The sequence below is a fragment of the Streptomyces sp. NPDC007088 genome (genome assembly GCF_042869355.1).
Taxonomy (GTDB): Bacteria; Actinomycetota; Actinomycetes; order Streptomycetales; family Streptomycetaceae; genus Streptomyces.
Window position 1 is genome coordinate 22,891 of the sequence record NZ_JBIAFO010000036.1, and the last position, 20,286, is coordinate 43,176.

A 20,286-nucleotide genomic window follows, 5' to 3' on the forward strand; every position below is an offset into this window, starting at 1 on the left:
GGCCGGGGGTGCGGGGAGCGGTCACCCGTCGCGGTACGAGGGCGCCCGTGCGGCGGGCGCCCGGGGCGGGCCGGTGGGACCGGGGGCCCGGCCTCGGTGCGGCCGCCGTGCGGTGAGCCGGGGCCGTGCGGTGAGCCGGGACCGTGCGGTGAGCCGGGGCCGTGCGGGGGTCACAGCAGCCCGATGTCCGTCCTCGGCATCTTCGGGGCGCGACGGGGCGGGGTGTGGCCGGTGAGCAGGATGTAGCGGGCGGCGCGGTGGCGCTGGCCCGCGTAGGGGGCGAGCAGGTCGAGCATCCTGGCGTCGTCGGCCTCGCGGTCCCCGGCCAGGGCGTAGCCGACGACGCGGGGCAGGTGCAGATCGCCCGTCGTGATCTCGTCGGGGGCGCCGTGGCTGCGCTGCACGACCTCGGCGGAGGTCCACGGGCCGATGCCGGGGATCACTTCGAGGCGGGCGCGGGCCTCGGCGGGCGCCATGCGGGCGGCCTCCTCCATACGGGCGGCGACGCGTACGGCGCGCAGGATCGTCGAGGCGCGCTTGTCGTCCACGCCCGCCTTGTGCCATTCCCAGGAGGGGACGAGGGCCCAGGTGCGGGGCGCGGGCATCGCGGCCATCCGCTCCGGCGCGGGTCCGGGCGCCGGTTCACCGAAGCGGGTGACCAGCCGGCGCCAGGCGCGGTACGCCTCGTCGGCGGTGATCTTCTGCTCCAGCACGGAGGGGATCAGCGACTCCAGGACCAGTCCGGTACGGGTCAGGCGCAGGTCCGGTACGCGGCGGTGGCTGTGGGCGATCAGCCGGTGGCGGGGGACGAACTCCTCGGGCCGGTCCTCGGCGCCGAGCAGCGCGGGCAGCCCGTCGAGGAGCCATTCGGCGCCGGGGCCCCACGCCTGCGCGCTGACCTCGGCCCCACGGGCGCTCACGCGCAGCGTGCCGGCGCCGAGCGGGGTGCGGCTGACGCGCCACACCGCGCCGTCGGGGGTCAGCCGGAAGGTGGGGTCGCCGGGACCCCGGCGCAGCGGGCCGAGCACCTGCGGGAGGTGGAGCGGGGCGGCGGCCGTCCAGCTCCGGGTGCGGGCGGTTGTGGTGTCCCCGCTGCCGCCGGTGCGTGTTCCGGGCAGGCGGGGGCCGCCCCCGGAGGGGCTGGGGGTGCGCAAGGGGAAACGGCCGGCCACCCGGCGAGCGTACCGGGAGGGGCCGGGGAGCTGCGGGGACCGGGGGCCGGGGAAAGGTCACACGGTCCGGGCGCGGCGGGTGCGGCGCCGTGCGCGCGCCGCCTCACCGGCCCGGCGTCGGCCACCTCTCACCGGCCCGGGACCGCCGCGGACCTGTCACCGGCCCGGCGTCGGCCACCCCGTCGCCACTCCGGCGCACCGCGCTCGCCCCTCACTGGTCCAGGAGAAACCGACCGTGCCCCCTCACTGGCTCACTGGCTCACTGGCTCACTGGTCAGAGGAGAACCGCACCGATCCGTCCGGGAGCCGGGCGCCGCACCACACGCGGACGCCGCCGCGCAGTTCGTTGTCGGCGCCGACGATCGCGCCGTCCCCGATGACGGCGCCGTCCAGGACGGTGCGCTCCCCGATCCGGCTGGAGGCGCCGACCAGGGAGTCGCGGACGACGGCGCCCGCCCCGACGACCGCGCCGTCCAGGACCGTACTGCCCTCGACGCGGGCGCCCTGGCCGATGACGGCCCCCTCGCCGACGACGGTGCCGCCGGTGAGCTTGGCGTCCTGGGCGACCTGGGCGGTGGGCAGGACGAGGTGTTCGCCGCAGCGGCCGGGGACCGCCGGGGAGGGGGCGTGGCCGAGGACGAGGTCGGCGGAGCCGCGGACGAAGGCCTGCGGGGTGCCGAGGTCGAGCCAGTACGTCGAGTCGACCATGCCCTGGAGGTGCGCGCCGGACTCCAGCAGGCCGGGGAAGGTCTCGCGTTCGACGGAGACGGGACGGCCCTGGGGGATGGAGTCGATCACCGAGCGGCGGAACACGTAGGCGCCCGCGTTGATCTGGTCGGTGACGATCTCCTCGGGCGTCTGCGGCTTCTCCAGGAAGGCGAGCACCCTGCCCCGGGCGTCGGTCGGGACGAGGCCGAAGGCGCGCGGGTCCTCGACCCGGCTCAGGTGCAGGGAGACGTCCGCGCCGCTGTCCACGTGGGTGGTCACGAGCGCCTCGATGTCGAGGCCGGTGAGGATGTCCCCGTTGAAGATGAGGACCGGGTCGCCGGGCGCGGACTCCAGGTGGCCGGCGACGTTGCGGATGGCGCCGCCGGTGCCGAGGGGTTCGCGTTCGGTCACGTAGTCCAGGCGCAGGCCGAGGGCCGAACCGTCGCCGAAGTACGGTTCGAACACCTCGGCCAGGTACGAGGTGGCGAGCACGATGTGCTCGACGCCCGCGGCGCGGGCACGGGCCAGCTGGTGGGCGAGGAAGGGAACGCCCGCGGCGGGGACCATCGGCTTGGGGGTGTGCACCGTGAGCGGGCGCAGCCGGGTGCCCTTGCCGCCCACCAGGAGGATCGCTTCCGCTGCCTGAGTCACTATGACTTCTCTGCTTCCTGCTGGGGCCGGCCGAACTGTCTTTCGGCCGGACAGTTTATGCAGATCTTTCCGGCGGCCCCCGCCGGTGCCCCGGGAATGCGGTCCGCGCCCCGGCCCGTGGTCAGCGTCCTTGCAGGGCGGCCGCCTTCGTGCGGATCGTGCCGAGTTTCCGGTACAGCCGCTCCCCCGGGCATTCGGTGGTGAAACCGTCGCGGTGTCCGGAAATGACGTTCATGCTGACGTTCTCCCCTTTCTCGTACAGATTGCCGCCGTCGGAGACGAGCGTCTCCTTGCCCTCGGGGTCGCGTCCGTGCAGGCCGAGTTTCCAGGCGGTCAGCGCGGCCACGGCGTCGAGGGCGGCGGCGGGGGGCTCCACCTCGGTGAACGTGCCGAGGACGGCGATCCCGGTGCTGTCGTTGTTGAACCCGAGGGTGTGGGCGCCCATGACGGGTTTGTTCACCCCGCCGGCCCGGCCCTCGTAGACGTTCCCGCATTTGTCGACGAGGAAGTTGTAGCCAATGTCGCGCCAGCCGCTGCTTTCGACATGGAAGCGGTAGATACCGCGGATGACGGCGGGGGCCTCCTCGCAGGTGTAGTCGTTGCCCTCGGCCGTGTGGTGCACGAACGCGGCTTTGACGGTGTTCGTGTAGCTGAACTCCCGCTCCCGCAGGTCCTCGTCGGCGCCCCAGCCGGCCCGGGTGACGATGCGCGGACGGGGGCCGATGTGCGCCTGGCCCGAGGTGACGCCCTCCGCGCCCTGGGCGCGGGCCTCGCGTTCGGTGGCCGCCTTGTCGAGCGCCGGGAGCACCGTGCCGTCCGCGCCGGTGCCGGTGTCCGGGTCGGCGGTGCGGGGGTCCTGGCCGGGCGGGGCCTCGCCCGGGTCGACCAGTTCGAGGTGGAGCCCCTCGGGCAGCGGGGTGTCCGCGTTCTCACGGATGACCTTCAGCTCGACGGCGTCCGAGGCGCCGAGCCACACGGGGGCGGTCGAGCCGCGCAGCGCCGGGGAGCGGGACTCGGCGCTGTCCCGGTCGGCGGCGTGGCCCGTGTCGTGCGTGTCGAGCCGCCGCCACCCGCTCCAGGTCCCGGTGGCGGCGTCGCGGGTCCGCAGTTCGACGCGCGCGTTCAGCTCGCGGGAGGCGTCGTCCCACACGACTCCGGCGAGCGAGAAGGGGCGCACCTCGCGGCGCCCGACGCCCTCGCCGGGGGAGATCCCGGTGGAGCGGTCGCCGGGGAGCGGGGTGAGCGCGAGCGACTGGGTGGAGCCGGGGACGGCGCTGTCGGAGCGGGGCGCCCCGGGAGCGGCGGGCGGCCCCCCGGCGAAGGGGTCGGTGCGGCGGCCGGCGGGCGGGTCCGGGTAGTGGGTGACGGCGCGTGCGGCGGGGGCGCCAGCCGGGGAGGCGAGGGCCGGTCCGGCGAGCGGGAGGGCGAGGACGGCCGCGCAGGTGACGCTTGCCGAGGAGACCAGAAGAGAGCGCATAAAACAGATAGTGGACATATCGTCACGAGGCTGTCCACGGAGGGTTGTCGGCGTGTCGCGCCCGGTCGCCGCGGGGCCCGCCCCGCCGGGTGGTGGCCGGCCGGCGCCGCGCCCGGCGGGCCGCGTAGCCTTGCCGGGTGACCGCTCTCGACCGCACCCCCGCCGACCTGCTGCGATCCGCGCTCGACACGGATCCGGGCCGCCCCCTTGTGACCTTCTACGACGACGCGAGTGGCGAGCGCGTCGAACTGTCCGTGGCCACCTTCGCCAATTGGGTGGCCAAGACCGCGAACCTGTTGCAGGGCGACCTCGCGGCCGGGCCCGGTGACCGGCTCGCGCTGCTGCTGCCCGCGCACTGGCAGAGCGCGGTGTGGCTGCTGGCCGCCGCCTCCGTCGGCGTGTGCGTCGAGGTGGACGGCGATCCCTCCCGCGCGGACCTCGTGGTGAGCGGCCCCGACTCCCTGGAGGCGGCGCGCGCCTGCCGGGGCGAGCGGGTGGCGCTCGCGCTGCGCCCGCTGGGCGGCCGCTTCCCGCGGCCGCCGGAGGGCTTCCTCGACTACGCGGTGGAGGTGCCGGGCCAGGGCGACCGGTTCGCGCCCTTCGCGCCGGTGGACCCGGAGGAGCCCGCGCTCCTCGTGGCCGGTACGGAGCTGAGCGGGCTCCAGCTGGTGGAGCGGGCCACCGGGGACGCCGAGGTCCTCGGGATCGCCGGGGGCGGACGGCTGCTCTCGGGCCGCTCGTTCGGTACGTGGGAGGGCCTGTCGGCCGGGCTGTACGCGCCGCTGGCGGCGGGCGGCTCCGTCGTCCTGTGCCGCCACCTGGACCGGCTCGCCCCCGAGGCCCTGGAGCGCCGGGTGGCAGACGAGCGGGTGACGGCGCCGGTCGTCTCGTGACGGTGCCACCGCGGTGACGGTGCCCCCCGTCGGCGCGCCGCCCCCGCTCCGTAACGGCCCCGCCCGTCGTACGCCCCGGACGGGCGCGCGCGCTCACCCGTCCGGCCCAGTGCGGGCCGGGGCGGCGAGCCGGGACGGTCCGGGCGGTCCATGGTCGTAGGACGACGACCAGGCAGCCGGGTCCTGGCGCTCAGGAGCACGAGGGGTGGACGCCGAGTGGCCGACAGCGCAGACACTCCCGAGGGCCGGGACCGTACCGGCGGGGGCGGCCGGGACGGGGGGACCCGCGGCCCCGGCGCCCCGGACGCGGGGAGCGGCGGCGACGGGGGGCCGGGCCGGCGCGGCGGGCGCCGCTGGCTGCGCTGGGGCGCCGCCGGGGCGTGCGTCCTGCTGCTGGCCGCCGGCGGGGTCGGCTGGGGGCTGTACAGCAAGCTGGACCACAACATCAGCCAGGACGAGCGGGCCGCCGCCGAACTGCGCCGCTACGAGCGCGAACGCCCGGAGAACCTCGCGAAGGGCGCGCAGAACGTGCTGCTCATCGGCTCGGACTCGCGGGCCGGTGAGAACGGCGCGTACGGGAAGGACGTCGGCACCCAGCGGTCGGACACGACGATCCTGCTGCACGTGTCGGCGAAGCGGGACCGGGCCACGGCCGTCTCGCTCCCCCGGGACCTCATGGTCGCGATCCCCGCCTGCCGGCGGGCCGGCTCGGGCCGCGCCCGGGAGCGGTTCGCGCAGTTCAACTGGGCGTTCGAGAACGGCGGTACGGCGTGCACGGTGCGCACCGTCGAGAAGCTCACGAACATCCGGGTCGACCACTACATGGTGGTGGACTTCGAGGGCTTCAAGAAGATGGTCGACGCGGTGGGCGGGGTCCGGGTGTGCCTGCCCCGGCCGATCGACGACCGGGAGGCGCACGTCCGGCTCGGTTCGGGGGCCCAGAACCTCGACGGGGAGCAGGCCCTCGGCTACGTACGGGCGCGCAAGAGCCTGGGCGACGGCAGCGACACCGACCGGATGGACCGGCAGCAGCGCTTCCTCGCCTCCCTCGTGGCGAAGATGCGGGGCGGGGACGTCCTGTTCAACCCGGCGAAGCTGTATCCGGTGCTGGACGCGGCGACCTCCTCGCTGACCACGGACTCGGGCCTGGCGAGCCTGCGGGACCTGTACGAACTGGTGCGCGGCCTGCGCTCGGTCCCCCCCGGGCGCGTGCGGTTCATGACGGTGCCGCGCGAGTCGTACGTCAGGAACCCCAACCGCGACCAGCTCAGGCAGCCGGACGCGGGACGCCTCTTCGAGGAGCTGCGCGAGGACGCCCCGGTGACGGTGGACCCCTCGCCGTCCGCCTCGCCCTCCCCCTCCACCGCCTCCCCGTCGGCGCGTCCCTCGGGGGTGCGGGAGAGCGAGGGGGGCCGGGCCTCACGACGTCCCGGCGCGGCGGCCACCGGAGGGGCCTGTCCCACGCCGCGAGTAAAGGAATGACCGTCACTGGACCAACGCTTTCCGTAATTGCCATGGATTGCCCGCTTATAAGGGAAGTGGAATGTGTCACCGCCGTCGCTACGGGGCGAAAGCGGCCGCTAGGGTGAGCGTCCCGATGGCCGCGCGACCCCGTCGTGCGCCACCGAACAACCGAGCGCCTCCCGCCTGATTCCTCCGGCCCACCTGGAGGGCGGGACGGCGCCGCGTGGCCCTGACGGAGGATTTGGACAACCGTGGACGCGCAAGGCCGTGGGCGGGGGGACGACATCGACCCCGCAGACCAGTGGGTACTGAATCCGGAGACCGGCGACTACGAACTGCGACTGGACACCTCCGCACCGCAGTCACCCCGCGTCCCGGGGGCCCGGCGCCCACAGTCCGCGCGGACCGCTCACTCCCCCGAGGCCGGGGGCGGGCGCGGCGGCAGGACGGCGCAGGGGGGACGCGAGCGTTCCGCCGCCCCGACCGTGCCGGCCCAGGGCGGCCGCGCCAGGGCCCGCAAGGAGGCCGTGCCGCCGCCGGGCGGGCGGCGGGCCGCGAAGCGCCGGGCGAGCAAGGGCGGCGGGAAGAAGAAGGCCCTGATGTGGACCGGGGGCGGCCTCGGCTTCCTCCTGGTCGCCGTCGCCGGCACCGGTTTCTTCCTGTACCGGCACTTCGACGGCAACCTGGAGACGATCGACACGGCGGGCGCGGGCTCCAAGGAGGTCGCCCGGCACAACACCCCGCTGAACATCCTCGTCATCGGTACCGACAAACGCACCGGCAAGGGCAACGAGGGCTACGGCGACAAGGGCAGCGTGGGCCACGCCGACACCAACATCCTGCTGCACGTCTCGGCGGACCGCAGCAACGCGACGGCGCTGAGCATCCCGCGCGACCTGATCACGGACGTCCCGGACTGCCCGACCAAGCAGGCGGACGGCAGCGTCACGACGATCGCCGGGACGCAGCAGGTCCGCTTCAACACGAGCCTGGGCCAGGACGACCGGGACCCGGGCTGCACGATGCGGACCGTCACCCAGCTGACCGGCCTGAAGGTCGACCACTTCATGATGGCCGACTTCAACGCGGTCAAGTCGCTGTCCACGGCGGTCGGCGGGGTCGAGGTGTGCGTCGCCAAACCGGTCGACGACCCGGACTCGCACCTCAAGCTGCCGGCGGGCAAGAGCGTCGTGGAGGGCGAACAGGCCCTCGCCTTCGTCCGGACCCGGCACAGTTTCGGCAACCACGGTGACCTCGACCGCATCCAGGTGCAGCAGCAGTTCCTCGGTTCCCTCGTGCGCAAGCTCAAGTCCGAGGGCACGCTGACCAGTCCGAGCAAGATGTTCAAGGTGGCGAACGCGGCGACGAAGGCGCTCAGCGTGGACGAGGGCATCGGCAGCCTCAGCAAACTCACCAAGCTGGGCCTGGAGTTGCAGCACGTCGACCCGAAGAACATCACCTTCACGACGCTGCCGGTGGTCGACAACCCGAAGGAGCCGAAGCCGGTGACGGTCGTCGTCGACGAGGCGAAGGCCGATCCGCTGCTCGCCATGATGAAGGACGACGTCTCGCTCACCGAGGTCAAGGCCAAGGAGAGCAAGGCGGCGAGCGCCAAGAAGAAGGCCGAGGACGCGCGGCTGAAGGGCACCCGGGCCGAGACCTCCGAGGTGCGCGTCGAGATCTACAACGGCGGCGACATCACGGGCGCCGCGCAGGCCCAGCTGACCTGGCTGCAGAACAACCAGGGCGTCCTGAAGTCCAGTCAGCGGGGCAACGCGCCCAAGCAGGACACCACGACCCTCTCCTACGCCCCCGACCAGGCGGCGCAGGCCCGTAGGTTGGCGGACGTCATGGGGCTGCCGGGGTCGGCCCTGAAACCGGGCAAGGGCATCGAGAACGACCAGGGGCTGCCCGCGATGAAGCTGGTGCTCGGCAAGGACTTCAAGGGCGCGGGGATCGCGCTGAAGGCCCCGGCCAAGGCCCCGGCGGAGATCCAGCGCACCGAGGCGGACAAACAAGTGTGTGCCAAGTGATCGACGGCGGTGCCCCCGTCCTTCTCCGCGTACAACGTTTTCACCCGAAGACGTGTCTGGAGAAGGGCGGGGGCGCTGCCGTGGCGCGCGGCAAGGGGTGGGAAGGCAGGACGGACGATGGCTGGTGGCAGGGTGGGCGGGCCGGAAAGCGCCCGTGACGACCGGCAGACCGGGCAGGGGGAGGCACCGGGGCCGAAGCCGGTGGGCACCGTGACGGAGGAGGAGGCGGAGCCCGAAGCCGCGGGCCCCGACGCGGAAGGGGCGCCCGCCGGCGCGCGGCCCGGCGCGGCCACCCCGAAGGACGGGCCTCCCGCGGGGCCGAAGCGGCACGGCGGGGCGCGGCGCGCGCTGCGCTGGTCGGCGGTCACGCTCGCGGTGCTGATAACCGGCACGGCGGCGGCCGGTTACCTGTACTACCAGCACCTCAACGACAACATCCAGAAGGCGGACCTGACGGCCGGCACACCGGAGCAGCGGCCGCCCGCGCCGAAGCCCAACACGGCCGGTCAGACCCCGCTGAACATCCTGGTGATCGGCTCCGACAGCCGCAACACCAAGGAGAACCTGAAGCTCGGCGGGGCGAAGTCCAGTGTGGGCGCCGCCCCGCTCGCCGACGTGCAGATGCTCGTGCACGTGTCCGCGGACCGCGGCAACATGTCGGTGGTGAGCATGCCGCGCGACACCCTGCTCAAGCTCCCGGAGTGCACCGACCCGAAGACCGGCGAGGTCTACCGCGCCACGACCGGCCGCCGGATGACCAACGAGTCCCTGGGGCGCGGCGGCCCCGGCTGCACGGTCGCCACCTGGGAGGCCAACACCGGTGTGCACATAGACCACTTCATGATGGTCGACTTCGCCGGGGTGGTCTCGATGGCCGACGCGGTGGGCGGCGTCCCGGTGTGCGTCGACCGGAACATCTACTCGCACACCTCCGCCGGCAAGGGCTCCGGCCTGAAGCTGGAGAAGGGCACGCACGCGGTGCAGGGCGAGCAGGCCCTCCAGTGGCTGCGCACCCGGTACGGCTTCGGCGACGGCAGCGACATAGGGCGCGCCCAGGCCCAGCACATGTACATGAGCTCGATGGTGCGGGAGCTGCGCGAGAACGCGACGCTCAGCAACCCCGGCAAGCTGCGCTCGCTCGCCGAGGAGGCGACCAAGGCGCTCACCGTCGACCAGGACCTCGGCAGCGTCAAGAAGCTGTACGACCTGAGCAACGACCTGCGCGCGGTGCCGCCCGAGCGCATCACGCTCGCGACGATGCCCTTCGTGTACGAGGGCGCGCGGGTCGCGCCGAAGCCGAAGGACGCGGAGAAGCTGTGGCGGCTGCTGCGCGAGGACGTGGCCCTCGACGGCAAGGACAAGAAGAAGCCGAAGGTCAAGGACATCAGTGACCAGGCGGCCCAGCCCGGCCGGATCGCGGTGTCGGTGCGCAACGCCACGGCCACCGATCAGCTCGCGCTGGTCCCGGGCCGGGCGGGTGTCCTCGCGACGGCGCTGAGCGGCGCGGGCTTCACACAGGCCCACGCCGACCAGGACCACGTCGAACCCGAGGACCGTACCGTCGTGCGCTACCCGGGCACCGCGCAGGAGGCCGACGCGCAGTCCGTGGCGAAGGCCCTGAAGATCCCGCTGCGCCGGGTCAAGGAGAGCGCCGACGTCACCGGGGTCACGGTGATCGCGGGCTCCGACTGGCGCGAGGGCACGCGGTACCCGAAGAAGGACGATGACGACGACGAGCTGCCGCTCTCGGCGGACGCGCTCAACGGCGCGGACGACACGGCGTGCATGAAGGTGGACCCGGACTTCAGCTGGTGACGCGGACGGTACCGGTTCTGCCGCCGGTACGGGGACGGGGCGCCCTCCGCTCGGGAGGGCGCCCCGTCCCCGTACCGGAGCGGGCGGGCCCGGTCAGCCGGCCGGGGTCTGCTCGGCGGTGACGGCGGGCCGGCGGCTCGCGATGACTTTGCGGGCCAGGGAGCGCGGGCTGGTGAGGAAGCCCCAGCCCCAGGACATGTGCATAGTGACGAGGGCCACGGGGATCTGCGCGCGGGCCTTCAGCGAAAGGCCCTTGCCCGCGGGCACCGAGCCCGCGAGGATCGCCGCGAGGTAGGCGGCCGGGACGAGGAAGGCCCACGGGGTGAGCACGGCGCCCGCCACGACGCCCGCGGCGATCGCGCACACGGCGGTGGGCGGCGCGAGGTAGCGGGGGTTGATCGAGCCCTCGTGGTAGCGGGCGACGACGTGCCGCCAGCGGCCGTAGTCCTTGTACTGCTTGGCGAGGGCCTTCACGGTGGGCCTCGGCCGGTAGGAGACGCGCAGTTCGGGCGAGAACCAGATGAGCCCGCCGGCCTCCCGGATGCGGAAGTTCAGCTCCCAGTCCTGGGCGCGGACGAACTCGACGTTGTAGCCGCCCTGCCGCTCCAGGGCCTCGCGGCGGAACACCCCGAGGTACACGGTCTCGGCGGGGGCCGCCTCGCCGCCGGTGTGGAAGGCGGCGTTGCCCACGCCGATCTTCGAGGTCATGGCGGCGGCGACGGCGCGCTCCCAGTCGTTCTCGCCCTCGGCGTGCATGACGCCGCCGACGTTCTGCGCCCCGGTCTCGGCGAGCAGGCGGACGGCGGTGTCGATGTAGCCCGGCGAGAGCATGCCGTGCCCGTCGACGCGGACCACGACGGGGTGCCGGGACGCCTTGATCGCGGCGTTCAGCGCCGCCGGGGTGCGGCCCGTGGGGTTGGGCACGGTGTGCACCCGCGGGTCCTCGCGCACCAGTTCGGCGGCGATCTCGTCGGTGCGGTCGGTGGAGGGGCCGAGAGCGATGACGACCTCCATCTCACCCGCGTAGTTCTGCGCGAGGATGGCGTGTACGGCGTCACGCAGATGCCGTTCCTCGTCGAGCACGGGCATGATCACGGAGACGGCGGGGCGCGGCGCGTCGGAGTTGGCGTTCATCGCCGGTCAGATTACCGCCAAAGGGGGGACGCGGTGCGTGCCGGACCGGTCGCTTCCGTCCCCCTCGGCCGGGCCGGCGTACTGTCGCGCCGGTCGTTGCCCGATCGCTGTCCGTAGAAGGGTGCGGAAGCCCCTTTTCGCCCGTCCAGCGCGGAGGTGCCCCGCTGTGCCGCCCCCCTCGCCCCGCCGCCCCGCCCCCGCGCGCCGCGCTCGCCTCCGCCGGGGCCGCCGTCCGCGCCGCGGGGTCGCGCGCTGGGCGGCCAGAGGCTTCACGGGCTGTTCGCTGGCGGTGCTGCTGAGCGCGGGCGTCGGGCACACCGTGCTCGGCGGGATCGACGGGGAGCTGGGCCGGGTCGACGCGTTCAAGAACCTCCAGGACCGCCCGGACGCCGGGCACGGCACGAACCTGCTGCTGGCCGGGACGGACGGCCGGGACCGGATCAGCGAGGCCGAGCGGGAGAAGTACCGGCTGGGCGGGGCGCCCTGCCACTGCACCGACACCCTCATGATCGTGCACCTGTCCGAGGACCGCTCCCGGGTCAGCGTCGTGAGCCTGCCGCGCGACTCGTACGCGATGCTGCCCCCGCACACCGACCGGACCTCGCACGAGCACCACCGCGCCCACCCCGTGAAGCTCAACGCGGCGTACGCGGAGGGCGGCCCGCAGCTCACCGTGCGGACCGTGGAGAAGCTGACCCAGGTCAAGATCGACCACTACCTGGAGGTCGACTTCACGAGCTTCATGCGGACCGTGGACGCCCTCGGCGGCGTCTACGTCTGCACCACCCGGCCGCTCAAGGACTCCTACACGGGCCTCGACCTGAGTCCGGGCACCCACGAGCTGAACGGCGGGCAGGCCCTCCAGTACGTCCGCTCCCGGCACGTGGACGCGGCCTCCGACCTCGGCAGGATGCAGCGCCAGCAGCGCTTCCTCGCGGCGGTCGTGGACCGGGCCACGAGCACCGGGACGCTGCTCAACCCGGTGCGGCTGCGCGAGGTGGCGGGCGCGCTGTTCGGCTCGGTGCGCGCGGACCGCGGTTTCGGCCCCGAGCAGATGCTGGACCTCGCGCGGGCGACGCGGGGGCTGAACCCCTCGTCCTCGGAGTTCGTCTCGATGCCGCTGGCCGGCAAGGGGCGCTCGGTGCCGGGGATCGGGGCCACGCTGGTGTGGGAGCCGAAGAGGGCCGGGGCCCTGTTCGCGGCGCTGCGCGCGGACCGGCCGCTGGCCCACCACCGCGACACCGGCCGGGCCGCCCCGCCCAAGCAGGTGGACGTCCCGCCGCAGCAGATCACGGTGCGCGTCGAGAACGGCACGGGGGACGCGGGGCTGGCCCGCCGGGTCGCGGAGGCGCTGCACGCGACGGGATTCCGGAGCACGCCGGGCACCGCCCGGCCCCCTGAGGCCCCACAGGCCCGGACCACGGTCTTCTACGACCCGCGCTGGGACCGCTCGGCGAAGTCGGTGGCGGCGGCCCTGCCGGGAGCGGAACTGACGGCCCGGCCCGGCCTCGGGGCGACGATCGAGGTCGTCACGGGCGGGACCTCTGCCGAAGTGACGAAGGTCCGCGCGGAGGACCCGAGCGCGGCCCCCAAGGAGAATCGTTACGGCGCGGTACGGGGCGACGAGGTGACCTGCGGAGGAAACGGCGCCAGAACCAGCCCCTCCGGCGCTTGAGGAGCGGGGGCCGGGGCGGAGCCCGCAACACCAGCCCGCTAAAACCAGCCCCTCCGGCGTTTGAGGAGCGGGGTCCGGGGCGGAGCCCCGCGAGGGTGACCACTCGGGCCCGGACCCCCGCACCGGGCCCGGACACCGTCAAACCCTCCACCCCGGGCGGAGCCCACACCTCACAGGTCCAGCCCCGAAGCCATCCTCCGCTCCCGCAACTCCTTGATCGCCCGGCGCCGCGCGAGCCGGTGCGTACGGCGGATCTGCGCCTCCTGGAACCGCCGCTCGTCCCGCGCGGTCTCCGGCAGCACAGCCGGTACGGGCCGGGGGCGGCCCTCCGCGTCGATCGCGGTGAACACCAGATAGGCGGTGCCGACCTGCTGCGCCGGGGTCGACTCGTTCCAGCGTTCGGCCATGACCCGCACCCCGATCTCCATCGAGGTCCGGCCGGTCCAGTTGACCTGCGCGTGGACGTGCACGAGGTCGCCGAGGCGGACCGGCAGCAGGAAGACCATCTCGTCCATCGAGGCCGTCACGGCGGGCCCGCCGGAGTGCCGCCCGGCCACCGCCCCGGCCGCGTCGTCCACCAGTTTCATGATCACGCCGCCGTGGCCGGTGCCGTAGAGGTTGGTGTCGGTGGCGGTCATGATGTGCGAGAGGGTCGTGCGCGAGGCGGAGGTGGGCTTTCCCCCGGTCCCCGGCTGCGCGAGCGGTGCCTGGTCAGTCATGCCGTCCACCCTATGCCGGGGCATTCACCCCCGCTTTGCATCAGCTCTGCAACAGCCGGGCCCCGAAATCCCCACCGCCCTGTATGGGAGCGCCACCCGAACGGCAGACTGTCGGTATGAGCGATTGGCCGGACAGCCGGGGCGAGAACGGACGCGACAGCCGGGGCTACGGACGCGGGAGCGCCGCACCGCAGCCCGAGGGCGCGCGCGTCATGCCGCAGGTACGGCGCGGGGGCCCCGTCGCGCCGCCCGGCAGCCCGGTCCCGCAGCAGGGACACGGACCGCGGCAGGACGGGTACTACCAGGACGGTGCCGGCTACGACAGCGGTTACAACACCGGCCAGGTCTACGGCTCCCCCGGCGGTCCCGGGGACGGCGGCCCCGGTGGCCCCGGCGGTCCGTCTCCCGCCCGTTCCCCGCGTCCGGCGCCGAACTGGGGCCGTCGCGTCAAGTGGACGGTCCTGGTCCTGGTCGTCGCCTTCGTGGTGACCGGCGTCTCCACGTACTTCTGGGCCGGCGGCAAGCTGCGCCACGAGGTCGACCTCTCGAAGGTCATCGAGCGGCCCGACGGCGGGAAGGGCACCAACTACCTGATCGTCGGCTCGGACAGCCGCGAGGGGATGTCCGCCGAGGACAAGAAGCGGCTGCACACCGGCTCCGCCGAGGGCAAGCGCACCGACTCGATGATGATCCTGCACGTCGGCGACAACGGGAACACGATGATCTCGCTGCCGCGCGACTCGAACGTCACGATCCCGAAGTTCCGGGGCTCGGAGTCCGGGCAGATCAAGGGCCCGCTCGGCGCGAACAAGCTCAACGCGGCCTACGCCTTCGACGGTCCCGAGCTGCTGGTGCGCACCGTCGAGTACAACACCGGTCTGCGCATCGACCACTACGCGGAGATCGGCTTCGACGGCTTCGCGAGCATCGTGGACGCGGTCGGCGGGGTCGAGCTGGACATCCCGAAGGCGTTCAAGGACAAGAAGTCGGGCGCCGACTTCCAGGCCGGGAAGCAGACCCTGGACGGCCAGCAGGCCCTCGCCTTCGTGCGCACCCGCTACGCCTTCGCGGCGAGCGACCTGGACCGTACGAAGAACCAGCAGAAGTTCCTCGCGGCCCTCGCCTCGCAGACGGCGACGCCCTCGACGCTGCTCAACCCCTTCAAGCTCTACCCGGTGATGGGTTCGGGCCTGGACACGCTCATCGTCGACAAGGACATGAGCCTGTGGAACCTGGCCTCGATGTTCTGGGCCATGAAGGGCGTCACCGGCGGCGACGGCAAGTCGATGAACATGCCGATCTCCGGCAGCGTCGGCGGCAACCTCCAGTGGGACATGCCGAAGGTCAAGCAGCTCGTGAGCGAACTGAAGAACGACGACAAGGTGACGGTCTCGGGCAACTAGAGGCCCTCGCCCCCGGCTCCGGCGCCGGCCCTCCGCCACAGCACGACGGCGGTGCGGTCGGCGTCGGCCGTCGTGGCGGGGAGACGGTGCTGGACCTGGCGCAGCAGCTCCGCCGGCGGTGGCACCGGCCCCTCGCCCCAGGCCGTCGCGAGGTACTCGCGGGTGAGCCGGTCGCCGTCGAGCGGCTCGGTGCCCAGGGCCAGGACGTCGCCGGGGCGCAGCGGTTCCAGCAGCCGGGCCACCGGCGGCCGGGCCCCGCCCCGCCCGTAGGGCAGGCTCCCGGTCCCGGCGCCCGCGCCGGGCCTGCCGTCCCAGACCCCCTCGCGCAGCCGCGCCGTACCGCCCTCGCCGACGGCGACGAGCCCCGGCCGGCCGCCGTCGGGCTCCAGCGGTACGAGGAGCAGGCGCAGCGCCGTCGCGTACTCGCCGGGGGCGCGGCCGGCGCTGTGCGCGCTGTGTTCGAGGAGCGCGCCGACGGAGGTGACGGCGCGGTCCGCGAAGGCGCCGAAGGCGTGCGGGTCGCCCGCGCGCAGGGCGGCCGAGACGGCCGCGGCCTCGCGGACGACGTGGGCGAGGGCGAAGCGGCACGCCTGCTCGGCGCCGAGGTGCGCGCGGGCCGCCGTGCCCTGGCCCCGGGCCACCGCGAGCAGCAGCCCGGAGCCGTACCGCGCGAGGCACACCGCGTCCCTGCGGGGCAGTCCTCGGCGGCGGGAGCGCTCGGCGCGTACCGACACGGCGCGGACGCTGAGCGCTCCGCTCTCGGCGGCGTCGAGCACGGTGTCGGGCAGCAGCGCGCCCTCGAAGTCCTCGGCGGCGTCGGTGAGGGTGCCGCGTGTGGGCAGCGGCGGGCGGGCCGGGCGTGCGGGCCGCCGGGCGGGGGCGGGTACGGCGGCCGGGGGCGCTCCGAGGCGCAGGTCGAGGTCGACCTCCTGCCCGGCGGCCGGGTGGACGACGGCGATGGCGGAGTCGGCGAAGGCGTCGAACCCGCCGGCTCCGGGGCGTCCGCCGGTGGCCCCCGCGTACCCGGTCCGGCTCCCCGCCCCGGCCTGGGCGGCGACGGGTTCCCTGGCGGGCGGCAGCAGCGCGTCGAGGGCGGCGTTGCGGCGTCCGGCGGGCGGGCGGCGGGCCTCGAAAGCGGCCTGCCGTACAGCGGAGGCCGTGGCCTGACGCCGTTCGCGCCGCAGCCGTTCCTCGTGCCGGGCCAGCGCCTCGTAGCGGTCGGCGGGCCGGGCGGTGATGTCGTCCATCGGGACCTTCCGCAAGACGTGGGCGCCCCGGCGGCGCGCGCGGGGCGGCCGGCCGGGGCGGGGAGGAGCGGGGTGGGGGTGGTCGTCAGCCGAGCGGTGAGCTGAGGGGCAGGGCGCTGAGCGGCAGTCCGCCGACCATCGGCGCGTTGCCCTGCTGGTGGCCCCCGGCGCGGGCCGCCATGAGCTGGCCGAGGAGCGCGCCGCCGGTCTGCTCGACGGAGTGCACGACCTTGCCGACCTGCGGGTCGTCCAGCGGGGTCTGGTGCACCTCGCCGCCGGACAGCCCTCCGAGGGTCCCGCCGAGCACCGGCAGCGACTGGACGGGAGACGACGGGGCGGGCGCCGGGGCGGCGAACGCGGGGGCGGCGGCACCCGCCGCGAGCACCGCGCCGGTGACGACGGCGGCGGCCTTGGCGTACTGCGCGGTGTGCGAGCGCTTGGCGTGCTTGGCGTGCTTCACGGGGGCTTCCCTCTCTGCGGCGGTGCGTACGGAGGGGACAACGCCGTTCGTGGGTCAGGGGTCACGCGGGAACCGCCGGAGAGGTCACGCCCGGGAGGCGGCGCGCCGCCCGTCGACCGCCCCAACCGGCGCCGCCACCTCGTCGAAGACAAGCGTGCGGGCGATGTGGGAGAGGCGCGCGCTGTAGGAGTCCAGCAGGAACACCGAGGGGGTGGAAAGGGTGACGTACACGCAGTACCCGGCCGGTGCGGGGGCGACGAGCTGGAGCGCGGCCATGGCCAGCGGCGGTGTCTCGATCCCGACGTCCACCGGGGGCAGCCTCAGGGAACGCAGCGAGGTACTCATCACCGCGGGTCCGGCGGGCAGGACGACGGCGAGCACCATGTCCTGCGGGCCCTGTGCCCCCTTGCCCCTGGGCAGGTCCAGCGGGGTGAGCCGTTCGGGCGGTAGTCCGTCGAAGAACGTGCGTTCGGTGGACCGGTAGATCGCCTCGGCCGTGGCCAGTCTGCGCGCGGGGCCGTGCGGGCTGTGCCGGACGCTCACCGCGAGCAGCCCCATGGAGAGCCGTTCCGTACCGTCCACCTCCTCACTGCCCACGCACAGAGCGCTGAGCAGCGTGGTCCCCCCGGCCTCCAGCAGCGGAAGCGGGGCGCGGAGCGCGGAGGCCGACATCTCGCGTTCCCGCTCGTCCGCATCCGGCATCAGGCGTTCCATCGCCCGCCGCCAGCCCTCGGCGGATTCGGCCTCGGCCTCGGGAAGCTCGACGAACTCCTCGGGGACCTGATGGCGGAAGGCGTAGGAGTAGGTCGTGGCCCCGTCCGGGAGAGTGCCGCCGTACCGCTGGCCGTCCGTACTCACGCGGCCGCCCCGAGTGAGGACGGGTCGAGGTGGCTGGCGAAGGTCGTGCCGGCGGAGGTGAGGGTCGCCCCGGTGTCGAGGACCGGGCGGGACGGCGCGGCGGCGCCGGGGGTGGTCTCCTCCGCGGGACGAAAGTAGTTGACGAAGGGGCCGACGACGGGGGCATCGCCCGGTTCCCATCTCCCGTCCGTCCAGCGCCCGTCACCGATCGTGCCGCTGTGCATGTTGGAGCCGATGCCGAGCGCGGCCCCCGCCCAGGTCGCCGCGGAGTCGACGGCGTTGCCCGCCTTCACGAAGGCCCAGCCCTTGCCGGCCGTCGCGAGGCCCCGGGCCGAATTGGCCATCCCGCTGGGAATCCTGGCGAGCCCGGAGAACAGGTTGCCGCGGCCGATCTTCCCGAGCGTGGCCATGAGGCCGGAGCTGAGGCGTAGTTCGCGGCCGGCGACGACGAGGGCGCGGCCGGACTTGGCGAGGGCGGCGCCGCCCAGGCTGATGCCGCCCGCGACGACTCCGACGGCGTCCCAGGCGATCGTCTCCCAGCTCACGTCGGCGCCGCCGGCCTTGGCCGCGAGGTGGAAGGCGAGCGCCCCGACGCACAGTACGAAGGCGAGCATCCCCAGTCCGGAGACGAAGATCGCGAGGACTCCGACGACGAGGGCGATGTCGGCGAGGACGTCACCGATGAGTTTCCACACCTCCGGATCGCTCACGACGTCCCAGACGTCGGAAGCCAGGCCGCCGAGGAAGTCGAGCGCCTTGTCGAACCAGCCCGGTTCGGGGGGTGCGTCGTCTGCCGCGTTCCTGACCAGGCGGCTCGCGGTGGCGGCGGCGACGACGTACTCGCCGTTGAGGGCGTGAGCCCGGTCGCGGACCTCGCTCAGCGCGTCCTCGGCCTCCCTGAGCTCCCGCTTCCTGTCCTTGGCGTCCTTCTCGTCCTTTTCACGCTCGCCCGCGGTCCTCGTGTCCTCGCCGGTACCACGGCCGGGGAGCAGTCGCACGGCGCTGCGCGCGGAGCCCGCCCGGCGGGCCGCCTCGGCCGCCTCCTCCTCCAGACGCCGGGCCCTGGACTGGAATCCGTCCAGTTGGCTCTCCCACTCGGTCAGCGCGCGCCGGGCGTCGTCGAGGGAGGTGAGCGCCTTGGTGAGGTAGGGCGGGAGTTCGGCGAAGAGTTCGCGGAACGCCTCGGCGGCTTTGCCCGCCCAGACGGCGTCGGAGCTGCCGAGCCCGTTCAGTTCGCGCCGGGCGGAGTCGCCACCGCCAACCACACGACTGACCGTGGCGACCACCTCCCGTACCGATGCCGGATCTCCTGGAGCCGGGTCGAATCCGAGATGCGGATAGGCGTGAGCGACCATGTGCCATCCCCCCGTTTTGACTGCCCGAATACTCTAAACCGGAGTCGGCTGCCTCGGGAAAGGAACGGGACATGGGGCGCGGGAACATGAAGAAGGAGTTGTTCAGAGCGGTTGCGCGCAAAGAGGCGGAATTCTCGGTACGCCCCCATCTGACGACAAAGAAGAAGCTCGCCGCGTTCGCCTGCGTTGCCGATGATTTCGGATATCGCTTCACCGGTCTGGCGGCTGGTACGCGCACGGCGAACAACCCTTACTACGCGTTCCGTCGCACCCCGGACGCCGACCGGCGCGCCGCGGCCGCCCTGGCCCGCCATCCGCACGCGATGACGGGCGGGCAGCTGCCCGGCATGCGCCCCGGGGGCGGCTTCCGGCCGGACCGCGCGACGCGGGAACGCGTCGGGCTCTTCCACGCCCAGCTGGTGATCGACGCCACGACCGTCTACCGCACCCGGGTCGTGCGGAACCTTGTCGGTCTCCTGGTGCTCGCGGTCGTCGTGCTGGCGGTCCAGGGCTTCCCCGCCCCGGCCACACTCATCAGCGGCGGGGTAGGGGTGGCTCTGCTGGCCTGCTACTTCCTCGGAGCGGAGGTGGGCCGCCGACGCCGGGCCAGGAAGGCGCGCCTGCTGGCGTCGGCCGGCTGGGATCCACTGTGACCGCCAGGCCTCTGTACCTCAAGCGGACTTCTGGTGGTCCGTAAGCTCTCGGTAGAGCTTTTCGTCCAGTGCGGAGAGTTCGTCCGACGTCTTCACCGCGAACTTCGAAATGCCCTTGGTCATCTTCGACAACTGCCCGAGCCCGTAGTCCCAGGAATGGGAGAATTCTTCGCAGGCGGCGTGCAGGTCCTCCGTACCGATGTGGTCGGCATCCGTACGGGCCATGTCCCTGGCGGCGCCTTTCATGTGCCCGCCGCTTCTTTCCAGCGTGTTGGCCATACCGAGCACTTCGGCGCCCAGGAACCTCAGGAACGACACGGACGCCCTCTTCCGGCCGGAGACACTGGTCGATGCCTGTCTACCCTCCGCGCCGTCGGGCTGTCCAGAGCGGTCCGGGCCCGTCGAGGGGAGGCGGGCGGTCCCGGTGGGGGCCGGCCGCCGGGAGGTGGCCTCGCGTGTCAGGACACCGTTCAGGGCAGGTTGCGGGCCATGACGATGCGCTGGACCTGATTGGTGCCTTCGTAGATCTGGGTGATCTTGGCGTCGCGCATCATGCGTTCGACGGGGTA

The 20,286-nt window shown here is 73.7% G+C and carries 18 protein-coding genes; 7 read left to right on the forward strand and 11 right to left on the reverse strand.

The features are described from left to right. Positions 1-170: 170 nt before the first annotated feature. From ACFYMP_RS31320 to ACFYMP_RS31330, 3 genes are all read right to left on the reverse strand, one after another. Positions 171-1,172: a DNA-3-methyladenine glycosylase family protein gene (locus ACFYMP_RS31320; protein WP_388863932.1), complete on the reverse strand. Its 1,002-nt coding sequence runs from the start codon at positions 1,170-1,172 to the stop codon at positions 171-173. Positions 1,173-1,439: 267 nt separating this feature from the next. Continuing rightward, positions 1,440-2,531 carry a sugar phosphate nucleotidyltransferase gene (locus tag ACFYMP_RS31325; protein WP_388863934.1) on the reverse strand — a complete coding sequence of 364 codons (1,092 nt, stop codon included), beginning with the start codon at positions 2,529-2,531 and terminating at the stop codon, positions 1,440-1,442. 121 nt (positions 2,532-2,652) lie between these two features. Then, positions 2,653-4,008, reverse strand: a complete 1,356-nt coding sequence (locus tag ACFYMP_RS31330; RefSeq protein ID WP_388863936.1) for a peptidoglycan recognition protein — start codon at positions 4,006-4,008, stop codon at positions 2,653-2,655. 137 nt (positions 4,009-4,145) lie between these two features. Between ACFYMP_RS31330 and ACFYMP_RS31335 the strand changes: the two genes are divergently transcribed. From ACFYMP_RS31335 to ACFYMP_RS31350, 4 genes are all read left to right on the forward strand, one after another. Beyond that, positions 4,146-4,901: a TIGR03089 family protein gene (locus ACFYMP_RS31335; RefSeq protein ID WP_388863938.1), complete on the forward strand. Its 756-nt coding sequence runs from the start codon at positions 4,146-4,148 to the stop codon at positions 4,899-4,901. 150 nt (positions 4,902-5,051) lie between these two features. Continuing rightward, the gene (locus tag ACFYMP_RS31340; protein WP_388863940.1) at positions 5,052-6,383 is read left to right on the forward strand and encodes an LCP family protein; all 1,332 of its coding nucleotides are present in this window, start codon (positions 5,052-5,054) and stop codon (positions 6,381-6,383) included. A gap of 233 nt (positions 6,384-6,616) precedes the next feature. Continuing rightward, positions 6,617-8,398 (forward strand): LCP family protein, encoded by a 1,782-nt coding sequence (locus ACFYMP_RS31345; RefSeq protein WP_388863942.1) that lies wholly within the window; start codon positions 6,617-6,619, stop codon positions 8,396-8,398. Positions 8,399-8,515: 117 nt separating this feature from the next. Next, positions 8,516-10,213: an LCP family protein gene (locus tag ACFYMP_RS31350; protein WP_388863944.1), complete on the forward strand. Its 1,698-nt coding sequence runs from the start codon at positions 8,516-8,518 to the stop codon at positions 10,211-10,213. A gap of 93 nt (positions 10,214-10,306) precedes the next feature. Here the strand turns inward: ACFYMP_RS31350 and ACFYMP_RS31355 are convergent, their stop codons facing one another. Then, positions 10,307-11,347 (reverse strand): glycosyltransferase family 2 protein, encoded by a 1,041-nt coding sequence (locus tag ACFYMP_RS31355; RefSeq protein ID WP_388863946.1) that lies wholly within the window; start codon positions 11,345-11,347, stop codon positions 10,307-10,309. A 289-nt stretch (positions 11,348-11,636) separates the two neighbouring features. On the opposite strand from ACFYMP_RS31355, the gene ACFYMP_RS31360 reads away from it, so the two are divergent. Continuing rightward, complete coding sequence (locus ACFYMP_RS31360; protein WP_388863948.1) at positions 11,637-13,022, forward strand: LCP family protein; 1,386 nt, start codon at positions 11,637-11,639, stop codon at positions 13,020-13,022. Positions 13,023-13,192: 170 nt separating this feature from the next. On the opposite strand, the gene ACFYMP_RS31365 is transcribed toward ACFYMP_RS31360, so the two are convergent. Next, entirely contained in the window at positions 13,193-13,741 is a 549-nt protein-coding gene (locus ACFYMP_RS31365) for an acyl-CoA thioesterase (protein WP_388863950.1), read from the reverse strand. Between the two features lie 116 nt (positions 13,742-13,857). Here ACFYMP_RS31365 and ACFYMP_RS31370 point away from each other — a divergent pair, with 116 nt between their 5' ends. After that, a complete protein-coding gene (locus tag ACFYMP_RS31370; protein ID WP_388863952.1) occupies positions 13,858-15,144 on the forward strand; it encodes an LCP family protein in 1,287 nt (428 codons plus the stop codon). On the opposite strand, the gene ACFYMP_RS31375 is transcribed toward ACFYMP_RS31370, so the two are convergent. The 4 genes from ACFYMP_RS31375 to ACFYMP_RS31390 form a co-directional block, all read right to left on the reverse strand. Further along, positions 15,141-16,391 (reverse strand): protein phosphatase 2C domain-containing protein, encoded by a 1,251-nt coding sequence (locus tag ACFYMP_RS31375; RefSeq protein WP_388863954.1) that lies wholly within the window; start codon positions 16,389-16,391, stop codon positions 15,141-15,143. The two genes, ACFYMP_RS31370 and ACFYMP_RS31375, sit on opposite strands and share 4 nt — an antisense overlap. 85 nt (positions 16,392-16,476) lie before the next feature. Continuing rightward, positions 16,477-16,851, reverse strand: a complete 375-nt coding sequence (locus ACFYMP_RS31380; RefSeq protein WP_388863956.1) for a hypothetical protein — start codon at positions 16,849-16,851, stop codon at positions 16,477-16,479. Between the two features lie 84 nt (positions 16,852-16,935). Next, entirely contained in the window at positions 16,936-17,709 is a 774-nt protein-coding gene (locus ACFYMP_RS31385) for a hypothetical protein (RefSeq protein ID WP_388863958.1), read from the reverse strand. Then, positions 17,706-19,064: a WXG100 family type VII secretion target gene (locus ACFYMP_RS31390; protein ID WP_388863960.1), complete on the reverse strand. Its 1,359-nt coding sequence runs from the start codon at positions 19,062-19,064 to the stop codon at positions 17,706-17,708. Before ACFYMP_RS31390 ends, ACFYMP_RS31385 begins: the two co-directional genes overlap by 4 nt. Positions 19,065-19,150: 86 nt before the next feature. On the opposite strand from ACFYMP_RS31390, the gene ACFYMP_RS31395 reads away from it, so the two are divergent. Next, on the forward strand, positions 19,151-19,717 hold the full coding sequence (locus tag ACFYMP_RS31395; protein WP_388863962.1) for a hypothetical protein: 567 nt from the start codon (positions 19,151-19,153) through the stop codon (positions 19,715-19,717). A gap of 18 nt (positions 19,718-19,735) precedes the next feature. Here ACFYMP_RS31395 and ACFYMP_RS31400 read toward each other — a convergent pair whose 3' ends face one another. Both ACFYMP_RS31400 and ACFYMP_RS31405 read right to left on the reverse strand, forming a co-directional pair. Beyond that, positions 19,736-20,035: a hypothetical protein gene (locus ACFYMP_RS31400; RefSeq protein WP_388863964.1), complete on the reverse strand. Its 300-nt coding sequence runs from the start codon at positions 20,033-20,035 to the stop codon at positions 19,736-19,738. Positions 20,036-20,187: 152 nt separating this feature from the next. Further along, positions 20,188-20,286: acyl-CoA dehydrogenase family protein (locus ACFYMP_RS31405; RefSeq protein ID WP_155525297.1), on the reverse strand; the 99-nt coding region annotated here is incomplete at its 5' end.